Here is a 12,768-nt window from a genome sequence, read left to right on the forward strand (position 1 = left end):
CGGTTGATCCTGTTTTCGCACCCGACAACACATGAAGTTATTCCCAATCATCACTCGGAGATATCTCGAATGACCATGAAACAGTCTATCGTCCTTGCCGCATCCGCCCTCGCCTTGGTCCTGTCGGCCGGAGCCATGGCCGAGTCGGCGGCCAAACTGGAGAAGGCGCACGAGAAAGCAGAAGCCGAATTGACGCTCTCCCCGGAGCATGCGAAGGCCGAGGCCGATCTCAAGAGCATGGACGCGAAGGAGAAGTCGAAGATGGAATCCGCCGAGGAGAAGGCCGAGAGTGATCTGAAGAAGATGGACGCAAAATAAGCGGTCTCGATCGCGATTGATCACGCCCGATGCGGCAACCCCGCCCGCCCGGCTCGCGCCGGCGGGCGGAAATCACGTGCGACCGCGGGCCCTGACCCCGGCCGGCTAAGCATCCAAACAGCATGTAAGGTGACAACGATGAAGAAACTCGCCCAATTGACCTTGGCGGGCACGCTCGCGCTATGCCCCCTTCTGCTCTCGGCACAGACCGCGACCGACAACGTCCCGGTGGCCGCGGGGGCGACGGTGAAGGAAGTCGAAGGCACGGTCGTGGTCGTCAATACCGAGACCCGAATGCTGACCATCCGCAAGCCAGACGGCGTCTTTCAGGTCATCCATGTCCCGCCCGAGGTGACACGACTCGACGAAGTGAGGATCAACGACACGCTGACGATCGCCTACATGGAGGCCGTCGCGATCGATCTGCAGAAGGGAGACGCCGCTGCCGGCGCGCCGGCGGCCACGGCAACCATGGATGTGGACCGTGAAGCGGGACGTTTGCCCGCCGGCTCCATGTCGGAAACCGTCCGAATCGTCGGTATCGTCGAAGCCGTCAATCAAGCCAATTCGACGGCCACCATCCGAGGCCCCGAGAACACGATTACGGTCAACGTTCGCGATCCCGCAATGCTCGAGGGTGTTCGCGCAGGTGACAGCGTCACCGTAACCTACATGAACGCGGTCGCGGCCCGGGTCGATCGAGGGAGCAGCGCGACAAGACCGATGCGGCCGGGTTCGCAATGATCGCCTGCAAATGACACGCGGTCCGGCATGATCCCGACGCCGGGCCTTGCTGGACCGGCCGGCGCCTCGGCGCCGGTCAACCCCGTCCAGTGAGCCTCTTGGACCCCACGTTACCGAGCCCGGTCACAAAACGGCCTTTGTTTCGGGACTTGCGCAGACCCCTGACCGACTGGATCAAGATCCCCTGGCCGCTCTATTTCGCCGCGGGCCTGGTCGGGGCTCTGGCCGGGCTTGCCGGGGCCGCCTTCCACGCCGTCCTCGACCAGGCCGACCATGGCCGTGAGGTCTTGAGGGCGAGTCTGGGCTCAGCGCCGCTTCCGGGCTGGCTTGTGCTGATGGGCGCGGGTGCGCTGGTCCTTGTTCTTGCACTCTGGATCGTGCGCCGCTTCGCCCCCGAGACCGCCGGTAGCGGCGTCCAGGAGGTCGAGGCGATCCTCGCCGGACAACGCACAATGCGTTGGCGGCGGGTTCTACCAGTCAAATTCGTCGCGGGGACCCTGGCGGTGGGCTCCGGCCTGGTCCTGGGACGCGAGGGCCCGACGATCCACATGGGCGCCGCCCTCGGTCAGATGGCCTCCGAGCGGATGGCGCAGAACAATGGCCAAGGTCGCACCCTGATCGCGGCCGGCGCCGCTGCAGGTCTCGCCGCCGCCTTCAACGCCCCGCTCGCGGCCATCGTCTTTGTGACCGAGGAGCTACGCGAAAACTTCGAATTCAGTTTTGCCGCGATCCAGTCGGTCATCCTGGCCTGCTGCGCAGCCGTGGTGGTCAGCGGCTGGATCCTGGGGCAAGGACCGGACCTTCCGATCCCGAATCTCGTCATGGCCCCGCTTTGGGCGCTTCCCCTGTTCCTGATCCTGGGCGTCCTGATCGGAACCCTGGGGGTCATCTTCAACGGCCTGCTCTTGGGATCGGTGCACGCCTTCCGCGCCCTGCCCAAAAATCTGCCGTATCTGGCCGCAGCCGCGGTCGGGATGGCCTTGGGAGCACTCCTTTGGCTCGTCCCCGACGCGGTCGGAGGCGGCGAAGGATTGGTCGAGTCACTCCCGGGGAAACAGACCGGCATTCTGCTCTTGCTTGGTCTGCTCGCGGTGCGCGTGCTCACGAGTGTCGGTAGCTACGGGGTCGGACTGCCCGGCGGCATCTTCGCGCCAATGCTCGCACTCGGCACCATCGCCGGCGCACTGTTCGCCGATCTGGTGGCCCTGCTCGCGCCGACCCTGTCCTTGGCGCCCGGCGTCTTCGCAGTCGCTGCCATGGGCGCGCTCTTCGCCGCCACCGTGCGCGCACCCTTGACCGGGATCATCCTCGTGATCGAGCTGACCGGCGCGGAAGCGCTGGCGCTGCCGATTATTCTCACATGCCTCACGGCGACCTTCACCGCCGAGGCCATGGGCGGCCACCCCATCTACAGTCTCCTGCTTGGCCTTGGCGATCGCCCTGCGCCGCGGGCCCCGGGACGCAGAATCCTGGCCGTCGGAATGATTCTGGCCGCGATGGTGGCGGCGGATCGCCTGCATGTCTCACGGGAGACTGCGGATATCGCGGCACTCCCGCCAACCACCGACGCGGGCCAAGCTGTCCCGGCATCGACGCCGGATGACGAGGGCACGCGGACCGTGACGCCTTCGAGCCAAGCGCAAGCCCGCACGGCCCCGTCCTCGCAGGCGCAGATCCGGACGACGGATCGTCCCCCCGAACCGCAACCGCACGGGCCTGCGATCGCGCGCGAGATGCCCGAGGTCGGCTCGCCGGCGCCTCTCGCCAACGCGGCGCCACCCGAGGCCGACCGAACGACGCGCGTGCAAGACGTGACGAGCACCGGGATGGAGGCGCCGGCACCCGTCACCGAACACCCTGCCCCGGAACCCGCTCCGGTCGTCGAGCGGGTCCGTTACAGCATCCAGCTCATCAGCTTCCGCAAAGCATCGAGCATGGCCCCCTTCGCACGACGCGAAGGTGTCCTGGATCAAGCGCGCACACTGGACGCGGATGCGAGCCGTTCAAGCTGGCATCAGGTCTTGATCGGGGACTTCGGGAACCGCGATGAGGCCGAGGCCGCGCTTGCGCGGTTGCCCGATCGCCTGCGCGACCTCAAGCCGATGATCCGTGCCCTCTCGCCAGAGGAGCGCCTAGCGCCCCTTCGATAAGACCTCGGGTGCGCTCGGCCGCAACGGACAGCGGCGCGTTTCCAAAATCGCCATACCCGCCGGAACGTCCGGCGGAACCCTCGATCCCGTCAATAGATGACGGCACGCCGGAAGCTCCGACGACCGACACCGGCGACGGATAACGGTGTGAGCGGCATCCCGATGATGTCGATGAACAGAGATGCCGATCCGCCCGTGGCCGGCAACTCGCCTTCGAGAAGCGTGACCCGATAGGTTAAATCCTCTCCGTCCAAGACCGGATCGTGGAGCACGACGACAACGTCGGCAAGATCCTTCGCCTCCAGAAACGACAGGGTCGCGTTCGGTGGATCCGCGAGGAAGCTATCCCGACCTTCGCTCCAAAAGGGTACAAAGCGCGCAGTGGTCATGTGCCCGGCAATTCGCTCGGGGCGGTCGGAAAACATTACCGTGACCGGATTGACGCCTTTGAGCGTCAACCGATCGTCGGCAAAGGCGATCGCTTTGGCGTTCTGTACGAATAAGAAGTCAGCGGTTTCCGACTCTTTGGCCGTCGCGCGAGCCCCGGTTGGGGTCACGGCGAGCGACAACGGGGCCAAGGCAACCGCTGCGGCAAGGATCTCTCGTCTAGAGTGCATCACTCGATCTCCGGATTTAGGCAGTGGCGTGAATTCCAGGTTCCATGCGGAAACAAACGTCCGGCCGGGCGACCGGCCGTTCGCTTGAGACCAACCCGGGTCTAGGATCATTGGGGGATCTTGATCGTTGCTCCGGCCTTGATCTCATTTCCCTTCATGCCGTTGAGTTTTTCGATCGACGCAACGCTCGTGCCGAATCGATTGCTGATCGCATACAGATCATCGCCTTTCGCGACCTTGTACGTTCCGTTGTCCGGGTTATAGCGGCCTGTCGCATGCGCCGGCGGAATATAGATCACCGATCCCACCTCGATCTCTTCGGCCGTCTTTCCATTGGTCACCAAGATATCCTCGACGCTGACATCGTAAGTGCCTGCAATCGTCTCGATGTCTTCGTTTTCGGTCACCGTGTAGGCGACTGCGCTGTCGGATGCGGCGTACACAGACGTCACGCTGATGGCCAGAGTCGCAGCAACAGCAAGGGTCTTGATCGTCATAGTGTTCTCCTAATGGATGGATGATGGCGGGTCATTCGCTTTATTTCGGCGAAGCCGGGTTGATACCTGAATGCAGAGTTTCAAGTGAGTGAAAAAGGTTCACGCATCCCCAACCCCGATGGCGATGCCGTTTTGTTCGAAAGAATACACCTTCTCTATTGATCGATGTCGTCATGACGCACCACTGCCCGGACGAGTGACCGGTTGAAGAGGCCTCACCAACGGAATCCTACGCCCAAGGCCGGGCCCGACAAGGTCAGCTCGGCGTCGTTCCCGTTGAATTCGTAACCGATGGCGCGCCACGCCAATGTCGCCTCGCCCCAATCGAACCGATATCCTAGCCCCAGAATAGCTTGCCAGGTCAGATCGGACGAACCGGTCCCGATGTCCGCGTAAAAGGGTACGAACCAGGGGGTATTCCGGACCGAGTATTCACTGCGGATCCCGATGATACCGTCCCAATTGCTCTGATCCATCGACGCCTTGGTCGAGCCTAATAACTGACCGCGCTCATCCGTGAAATCAACTGTCAAGTCATTGTTCAGTTCAAGGTATCGAAATCCGCCGATTAAGTCCAGGCTCCAAGGCGCTTCGTCCGCCACACGATAGCCGCCGGCGAATGTCCAGATGATCGAATTCATATCCGTCTTGGTATCGCGGGTGACCCGCGGAACGGCACCAAGAGGTCCGGTGACATTGCGAATTCGGGTGTCCTGACTTCCCAAGTCGGCGTAAATGATATCGGTCAAGATCGCCCAATGTCCCTTGCGTGCCTCGCCGGTCAGCATGAACGCCATATCCAGATTACTGAGATAGTTATCGGGATTGACCGTGCCGCTGACCTCCAGTCGTCTCGGCGTCCCGCCTAAGGGTCCGGGAAGGCCGTCGACGGTGGTGTCGATGCTCCCGGTGACGGCGGGGAACCAGAGATACGGCATGAGATTGAACTGCCAACCTCCGTCTCCGGATTCGGCGGCCGCACCGCTTGACAGCCCGAGCGCCGCACAAGCACACGCATAGGGTCCGAGAGTCCTGAGTATTTGACGCATTGGTGTCCTCCGCCTGAACTGATCATCGCCGTGACGGCGCCCGGCCTCCGACCTCATGCCCTCCGGCAAATCCCCCGCGGGCTCGGCGCGAGGACTTGCCGAAACCAAAATTGAAGCGAACGGAAGTATGCGCATTCCACAGCTCGACGTCTTGACATTTCGCGACACGACAACCGGCATTCGGCGCGTGTGCGGTTCGCTCGGTCATGAATCTGCGGCCTTAAACCTGATCGGACAGTAGGCCGCATCAGACGAGGTGGCGCGTCCAGATCGCCTGAATAACGACAAACAGAAACGCGGTCGAACATCCGAATTTGAGCAGTCCGGCAATCGCGATGAGCGGACCCAGCATGCGCCAGGGCGGCAGAAGAACCACATCCCCGTAACCGAGGGCGGTCACCGTGACGGCCGTGAAATAGATTCCGTCCGCATAGGTCCGCGTCAGCCCTTGCCCCCACACATAGAGGCCCCACACGGCAGCCTCTGCGAGGTGAGCGGCAAACAGCATGGCGAAGCACCCGAAGATGATCACCTTTCCGGCTCGACCTGCGCCAAGGTGCTCGATCAGCGGATCGACGTTGCGCAGAACCAAAGCGGCCGACTCAAACAGCAGGCTCGTGTGGAAAAAGAACAACACGCAGGCGACGAGGACCGCGAAGCCGAATACGCGGCGGACCCGGCGCCGCCCTGTCCCTTCTGCTCGATTCGACATAACACCTCCTCGCTCATACGACAATCCCGGCAAATCATGAATCCAAGCGTTCCACCGAGAATAGGGATCCGAGCCCTATTCATACACAGAATGACAGCGCCGATTGATTGTGCGTTGTGGTCAACGATCGACGGGGCTCGCGTGCTCGATCTGCACCCGCAGCGGCTTGATGGTGTCCAGATGCAAGTCGCGCTGCGGGAAGGCGATGCTGATGCCGGCGGCATTGAACTTGTCGTTGATGGCCACGTTCAGCGCGCTGATGGTGCTGACGCGCAAATCGATGGAATCGACGAAGCAACGCAGCAGCAGGCCGAGTGAATTGTCGCCGAAGGTGTCGAAGATCACCGTAGGGGCCGGGTCATCGAGCACGTTGGGGTTCTCTCTTGCCGCCTCCTCCAGCAGATCCATGGCCTGGCGCACCGGCGATCCATAGGCGACGCCTATAGCGAGGACCAGTCGCGTGGTGCGATCCGACAGCGACCAATTGAGTAGGCGCCCGGTGATGAACTCCTTGTTCGGCACCAGCAACTCCTTGCCGTCCCAATTACGGATAGTGGTGGCGCGAATCTTGATCTTGGTGACGACGCCGTCGGTTTCGCCGACGGTCACGGCATCGCCGACACGGATCGGTCGCTCGAACAGGATAATCAACCCGCTGATAAAGTTGGCGACGATCTCCTGCAGGCCGAAGCCGATGCCGACGCTGAGCGCCGCCGCCAGCCATTGGACTTGCGACCAACGCGCGCCGAGCGTGCTGAGCACCAGCAATAGACCCGCCGCGACGACGACGTAAGTCGTCAGCGTGGTCACCGTATAGCGGCCGGCAGCGGTCGTCTTGAAGCGCTGCAGCAGCACGATCTCCAGCAGTGCCGGGAGGCGATCCGCCAGCACCCAGGTGCCGATGGCATACAGCAGCGCCAGACCGAGGTTCCCCAGCGTGATGGGCAGCGGCTGCTCCGCGCCATCGACGATGACGGTCCCGTGCCACAAGACCACCTCATCGAAGATCTGCAGCGCCGGCAGGGCGCTGAACCAGATCAGGTAGAGCCCGAAGATGGCGGAGGTGAGCATCAGTATCCGGATCAGCCCGCGCGTCTCGTCGCTCAGCGCCGTAATATCCACTTCCGGTTCTTCGAATTCCAGCTCACCCATCTCACCGAGGGCCTCTTCCTCTTCGGCCTCCTCTTGCTCCGCGCGTCGACGTTCCATAGCGGCCTCATAGGCGAGGCGCCGTCTGGTGACCTGCAGCCAGCGCAAGGCGAGTGAGTTGCCGAGCACCAGCGTCAACAGGAACCAGAGCGTCAGCAAGAATAGATAGGAAAAGGCCGTGGCCGTGTAGACGTAACCGGTAAAGGCAAGGGCGATCAATCCCAGGGGAGAGGCGACGAGCAGCGGGTACCAGATGAGGTAGGTACGGAAGATCATCGGGTAGTCGCCGCCTGATCGCAGGTGCGCAAGCACGCCACGCCGGGGATGCAAGACTCGGTAGAGGAACCACGACAGTGGCAGGTAGCCAAACAGCAGACCAAGCTTGGCCAAGGTCCCGCCGCTCTGGGCCTGGTCGATACCAAGCGCGACATCGACGATTAAGGCCGCGGTCACGAACGGCCAAATGAACAGCATGAGCTGCGTTCGCAACAGCTTCAGATTGCGCTCCGGCCAGCGAAAATGTGCCGCCGCCAACCCCCGCGGTCGGCAACCGGCGATAAAACCGAGCAGAATGGCAAAATGCAGGGCGGCCCGCGTCAGTGCTTCGCCCAGGGCGTGGGACAGCTCTGTCGCGCCGCTGTCGGTCTGAAGCTGCCAGCCCGCGGCCGCCAAGAGCAAGGGTAGCGGTGCCGCGAGCATCAGGGTCAGGCCCAGGACCCGCCCGGTATAGTTCATGCGGTCCGTGGTGGGTTTGCCGATACGGGGCGCGACCGATTCGATGGCGGCGATGATCGCTCGGCGTCGCAACAGTAAGACGCCAGCGCCGACCACGGCCAGCCAGAAGACGGGGCTGCGCCAGAGCTGCTGGCCGATCAGGCGCGGCAAGTCCGGCAGACCAGCGGCCGCGAGCCGGGCACGGAGTTCGCTCGGCATCGTGCGGATGTCCTGCAGTTGGATCGGTTTGGCGTTACGCAACCAGGGGAGTTGCTCGTCCAAGAAGGCGTCGTATTCAGCGGCCGTTGTGAGCAACGCCTCCTCCGCCTCGTCGAGCTCCCGCAGCTTGCCGAGGTAGGTTTGATCGGTCTTCAATGCCTGGTCGAGTAGTTCCTGGCGCTGCTGCACCAGCTCTTGCAACTTGACCTTCTGTGCCTCGGTCCACGCATGAGCCGCAGCCTCGGGCGTCCCCGACGCATCGGCCTGGAGCGCCAGCGCAAGCCGCTCGACGGTGGCATCCGTATCCTCGATGCGTCGCGCCTCGGCGCGATGCTGCAGCCGGCGCACGTTGAGGTCGGCGATTGTCTGCCTGCGCTGTTCGTCGTTCTGAACAAAGGCCCGCAGGTCTGGCAGGGCCTCGAACTGCTGCAGCAGGGTTTTGCCAAGATCGTCGTTGACCTCACCGGACTCCAGCGTTTCACGGGCATCTTGGTAATCGGCGCCAATCTGCTCGACGAGTTGCTCCAGGTTCTGCCGCACCAGATCCTGCGCCTGAAGCTGCTGGGTGGTGTCGTTGATGGCCCGGGACAGTGCCGCGTTTTCCGCGGATAACTCGGCCAAGACCGGGTTCGTCCCCGCGAGCTCGCGCTGGGTCTGCTCGGCTTCCGTCGCTGCTTGTTCCGCCGCTTGGCGGCGTTTTCGGTCGAGCAGGTCGTTGAGTATCTGAATGCGCTCGTCGATGCCTTCGACATTCGCCGCTTCCCTATCGCGCTTTGCCTCCAGCAATTGCGTCCGCAGCGGCAGGGTCGAGAGTTCCTGCTCGAGCATCGTGGTCTCGGTGTTCAACGCCACGTAGCGCGTTTCCAGCACCCACTTTTGGGCCTGCGCAAACGTGGGCCCTACATCATCCCCGACCGGGGTCTGAATCTGCGCCGAGGCCTCTTCGCGTTGTTGCGTTGCCTCCGCAAGGCGCTGGCTGATGGCCGCCGGGCGCTGATCGAAAATGGCCAGACGGGACTCGAAATCCACGCGCCGCGCATCGGCCGCGGTCAGGTCCGCTTGTTCCTTTTGCAGTTCTTGTTCGAGTTCGGGCAGCGGGGTATTCGCATCCGCCTCTAAGCTGTCGAGTGGGTCGCCCTGGGCATCCGGCGTAAGCGCCGCGCGGATGGACTGGATCTCGGCTGGCGCGCGTTCGGCCCTGCGCTGGAACGTGGCGGCCGATGCGGCGTTGTCCTTTGCCGCCTGCAGATTGCTCAACGCCTTACGGTAGAGTTCGAGAAGCCGCGTCTTCGCCTCCTCGGTCCTGTCGGTTGCCGCCTCCGTTTCCGCGATCTTCGACTCCAGCGCCTCCGAGGTGACCAACGATCCGGGCAACGCGCTGTCGACCTCCTGAGCACAGGCGGACGACGGCCACGTTGCCCATAGCGCGCAGGCGGTGATGACAAAGACAAAGGTTCGCATGTTCTAGGGCCAATCGGGATCTTCTAAGCAGAGAGAAAACAGGGACGGATCACGTCAGTCCTCAATAGAGTTGTTCCAGGTTAATTAGGGGGTCTTAAATGATCGGGCTTCCATCACATGGAGGTGCCTGTGAATGATCTGCGCTATCGCCACATCGGCGCCGCACGTGGCGTCATCGTCAATACCCCGCTGCATGGGATGGAGAAATTGGTCAGCAAGTATCCCCTGCGTGGGGCGCTATTCAAGCTGAACGAAAGCGGATCGGCCGCGCGAGCTTGCGGCGCTGGTGCGCGTGGATCATGACGGGGGCACCGAGAACAATAGTCAACGCTGAGAATAGGGAGTGATGCCCTACCTGTTCAAACGGCGCCTAAACCGGCCTCTTTCATAATACCGACCACGTCGGCTGCCGACTGCGTAGTCAGGCCATCCTGGCCTGACATAATCAGCGCCGGAAGCCCTGACGACGAACTGTTTGTCAGCCACTAGCCGGGACTAAGTTCAAGGCCCCTGAACCCATCTCTACGGAAAGACTAGCAGTTGTAAGCGCCGACTGCGCAACGTCGCACCGTGCGACGCCCTACCCCGGCAACGCTCACTGGTGTGAGTGGCCGTCCGACGATAGCTTCGGCCGTCGGGATCAAACTGTGAAAACCGGGGATTGAAAGCCGCTCACCAAATTCTGAAGCGCCAATCACGATGACCACGGCAATCACACTGACAACAAACCGTTTCGACGCCTTCATTCGGCTTCCCCTATCTTGAAATGTTCCGGTAATTCCTCTGTACCCTCGAGATTCTTCAGGTCTACTTTCTTGGCATCCGTCGGGTTCTTGAAGCTGAAATCGGTTGCGGTGACCTCAGCGCCTGCCTTCCAGTTCCTGATCTGAATGCTGTACTGAGGTTCCCCCTTTATGAACTTGGAGGTAATGGTGAATCGGCACGGATAAGGACGCTCTCCTTGAGCAATCCAGATCTGCCAATCGACTTCCTTTGCCCGAAAAGCGAGGTAATCGCATTCGACGCCACCGATCACGCCGCTGCCGAGATCCTTGACGTCGACGACGTCCAGCATCAGTGTATCGTAGGGGTCCATCAACAGCAGATCCGCGGCTGGGAGGGGCCGGTTGCGATCCCGCAACTCATCGACCAGATTGTCGACCGTCCCGGGCACGTCCTGCTGCGCGTAGATGTTCAGGTTCTTACCCAACAAGGTCAGCGTCTTCCCGTCAAAAATCATCTCGACATCCGCGAAGCCGCTGGACCGCGTGGCGCGGATCTTATCGGGCCGATTGAGTATCAGCGTGCCCGAGCTTGCCAGCGCGAGTCTCTGTTGATCATTGGTAATGGCCTCGAGGGTGGCGTCGTAATCGAATGAGATGGCCTGCTGCGCAGACAGGTAATCGGACATTGCCTTCAGCAGCCGCTTGGCATCTTCTTCATCGGCACTCACACCGGTGGATATGGCCAATGAAACGACCATGGACAACGCAATCGTCGGCAAGCTGCGCACCGAACGCTTCACAAGGATTCCCGATGTCTTCATGTCAATGCGCCTCTTCGAGCCGAAATAATCCACAGGGTGATTTTCATTTTCGATCTTCGCTTGTTCGAAAGTTGCCTACATCCGGAAGTTTACGCCTTCTTGCTGCGGAGTTTACTCCAAAGGAATCCTAAAAGCCCTATTTGGGAAACATCAGCTGAACCTGGGCCCGGACCTGCCAGTCGGCGCCGTTGTCAGGCGTCACCGCATTGTAATAACCCGACAATGGCATGTTCACCGGCAGCTTGCCGAAGTGCACGATCTTGCCGAAACCGGGTTAGCGCGTTCAAAATGGACGTCGTACTTTTGCTGTGCGACCGCCTGGTAATAGACGCCGTGGAGGACGTCGTTCGCGGGGTCGTAGGTGAGGGTATAGGTGGACCCGTTGTAGCCGCCGGCACGCAGCTCGAGGAAGACCTTGATCACGTTGCCGACGCGCGACGCCTCCGCCTGCGCGAAGGGGAGCGGATTCGGATTCCGATAGGCGGCGTCGAGACTGCCGTCGGCGTCGACGCCCTGGATGGTGATCAGGTAACCGCCGTCGGGCCGCACCCATCGGCCCACCAGGAGGTCGAATCCAGACTCGGCTGCCACGGTCGGCGCCCCAGCCGCTTGCTCAGGCGCTGCCGTCTCCTGGGCATTGGACGATCCCGCGTGCGCGCCCAAGACGAGCGTGAGCATCGACAGGAACGGCGCTCGCAGTCTTTTCATTGCCTTCTCCGCGGATGGCTTTGCCGGCATGGACTCGTCCCTGAATTCGACCGGCCTCGGCAACGGGCTCGGCCCGTTCACCGAGAGCGAATGTCTTGGCCTTAGTCCAGATGGCCCTTGAGATGCTGATCGTAGAGATAGCCGCCCAGGGCGCCGACCCCGACACCGATCAGAGCGCCGGCTCCGGCCTCGGCGGTCAGTGAACCGATGGCGGCACCCGTGGCCGCGCCCATGAGTGCGCCGCTCGCGGTCCGGGTTCCGGTGGTCGTGCCGCAGCCGCCCAGGGCGATGGTGGTGACCAAGAGGGCGGGCATAATGAGATGTTTTCGGGAATAGGTTGGCATCGGGGAAGCTCCATCGAGTGACCGAGCTCGGCGGCCTGGCCGCTGCGAGCGGTCGGGTGAACGGGTCAGTGCGTCAGCCCTTGCAGGGGTACTTGGCGGCGAGCGCGCGGATCAGGCCCACCGCCGGTTCCTCGCCCATCAGTTTCGCGTCGCCGGTGTTGGCCGCGGCCCAGGCGTTGAAGGCTTTTACGCCGTCAGCGACGGTGCTGCCCGTGGGCATGCAATATAGGCGCTTCATCCGGCCTTTGCTGACGAGGTCGTGGTATTGGGCGACGCCCTCGATAAAGGCTCGGCATGCCTGGCTGGTGACCGGATACTCAGCGGCGCTCGCGGGCACCGAGCAGACCGCGTAGAGGTCGCTGGTGCTGTCGAGCCGAAGGTCGGAGTCCTGCACGGCGAGAGCGAGGCCCGAGGTCAGGCTAAGCGCGGCAGCAATCGCGAGCGCATTTCGGCTCGCGGATTGGCGTGTCGATTCTAGGTCACGGGTACGGGGCCAAAACGTCATCTTGGTTCTGGTGCCTCAAGGTTAAGGTCGCGGTC

The 12,768-nt window shown here is 62.3% G+C and carries 13 protein-coding genes; 4 read left to right on the plus strand and 9 right to left on the minus strand.

The features are described 5' to 3' along the window. The first annotated feature begins 75 nt into the window (after positions 1-75). The 3 genes from LT988_RS04100 (at position 76) to clcA (ending at position 3,212) form a co-directional block, all read left to right on the plus strand. Entirely contained in the window at positions 76-318 is a 243-nt protein-coding gene (locus LT988_RS04100) for a hypothetical protein (protein WP_232408967.1), read from the plus strand. A 138-nt stretch (positions 319-456) separates the two neighbouring features. After that, positions 457-1,062, plus strand: a complete 606-nt coding sequence (locus LT988_RS04105) for a hypothetical protein (RefSeq protein WP_232408968.1) — start codon at positions 457-459, stop codon at positions 1,060-1,062. Positions 1,063-1,211: 149 nt separating this feature from the next. After that, entirely contained in the window at positions 1,212-3,212 is a 2,001-nt protein-coding gene (gene clcA / locus LT988_RS04110) for a H(+)/Cl(-) exchange transporter ClcA (protein WP_232408969.1), read from the plus strand. Between the two features lie 89 nt (positions 3,213-3,301). Here clcA and LT988_RS04115 read toward each other — a convergent pair whose 3' ends face one another. The 5 genes from LT988_RS04115 to LT988_RS04135 all read right to left on the minus strand — a co-directional run bounded on the left by LT988_RS04115 (position 3,302) and on the right by LT988_RS04135 (position 9,531). After that, positions 3,302-3,829, minus strand: coding sequence for a hypothetical protein (locus tag LT988_RS04115; RefSeq protein ID WP_232408970.1), 528 nt, complete (start codon positions 3,827-3,829; stop codon positions 3,302-3,304). Between the two features lie 107 nt (positions 3,830-3,936). Beyond that, positions 3,937-4,326, minus strand: coding sequence for a LysM peptidoglycan-binding domain-containing protein (locus tag LT988_RS04120; protein ID WP_232408971.1), 390 nt, complete (start codon positions 4,324-4,326; stop codon positions 3,937-3,939). A gap of 215 nt (positions 4,327-4,541) precedes the next feature. After that, complete coding sequence (locus tag LT988_RS04125; protein WP_232408972.1) at positions 4,542-5,375, minus strand: hypothetical protein; 834 nt, start codon at positions 5,373-5,375, stop codon at positions 4,542-4,544. A 247-nt stretch (positions 5,376-5,622) separates the two neighbouring features. Continuing rightward, positions 5,623-6,087, minus strand: a complete 465-nt coding sequence (locus tag LT988_RS04130; RefSeq protein ID WP_232408973.1) for an ion channel — start codon at positions 6,085-6,087, stop codon at positions 5,623-5,625. A 120-nt stretch (positions 6,088-6,207) separates the two neighbouring features. Then, on the minus strand, positions 6,208-9,531 hold the full coding sequence (locus LT988_RS04135; RefSeq protein ID WP_232408974.1) for a mechanosensitive ion channel domain-containing protein: 3,324 nt from the start codon (positions 9,529-9,531) through the stop codon (positions 6,208-6,210). 228 nt (positions 9,532-9,759) lie between these two features. Here LT988_RS04135 and LT988_RS04140 point away from each other — a divergent pair, with 228 nt between their 5' ends. After that, positions 9,760-9,933, plus strand: a complete 174-nt coding sequence (locus LT988_RS04140; protein WP_232408975.1) for a hypothetical protein — start codon at positions 9,760-9,762, stop codon at positions 9,931-9,933. A gap of 439 nt (positions 9,934-10,372) precedes the next feature. Here the strand turns inward: LT988_RS04140 and LT988_RS04145 are convergent, their stop codons facing one another. The 4 genes from LT988_RS04145 to LT988_RS04160 form a co-directional block, all read right to left on the minus strand. Next, positions 10,373-11,176 carry a DUF2092 domain-containing protein gene (locus LT988_RS04145; protein ID WP_232408976.1) on the minus strand — a complete coding sequence of 268 codons (804 nt, stop codon included), beginning with the start codon at positions 11,174-11,176 and terminating at the stop codon, positions 10,373-10,375. 231 nt (positions 11,177-11,407) lie between these two features. Continuing rightward, positions 11,408-11,884 (minus strand): hypothetical protein, encoded by a 477-nt coding sequence (locus LT988_RS04150; protein WP_232408977.1) that lies wholly within the window; start codon positions 11,882-11,884, stop codon positions 11,408-11,410. A gap of 101 nt (positions 11,885-11,985) precedes the next feature. Further along, a complete protein-coding gene (locus tag LT988_RS04155; RefSeq protein ID WP_232408978.1) occupies positions 11,986-12,228 on the minus strand; it encodes a glycine zipper domain-containing protein in 243 nt (80 codons plus the stop codon). Positions 12,229-12,301: 73 nt separating this feature from the next. Beyond that, positions 12,302-12,733 (minus strand): Rap1a/Tai family immunity protein, encoded by a 432-nt coding sequence (locus LT988_RS04160; RefSeq protein ID WP_232408979.1) that lies wholly within the window; start codon positions 12,731-12,733, stop codon positions 12,302-12,304. Between the last annotated feature and the right edge of the window lie 35 nt (positions 12,734-12,768).

It is taken from the genome of Thiocapsa bogorovii (assembly GCF_021228795.1).
GTDB classification, from domain to species: Bacteria; Pseudomonadota; Gammaproteobacteria; order Chromatiales; family Chromatiaceae; genus Thiocapsa; species Thiocapsa bogorovii.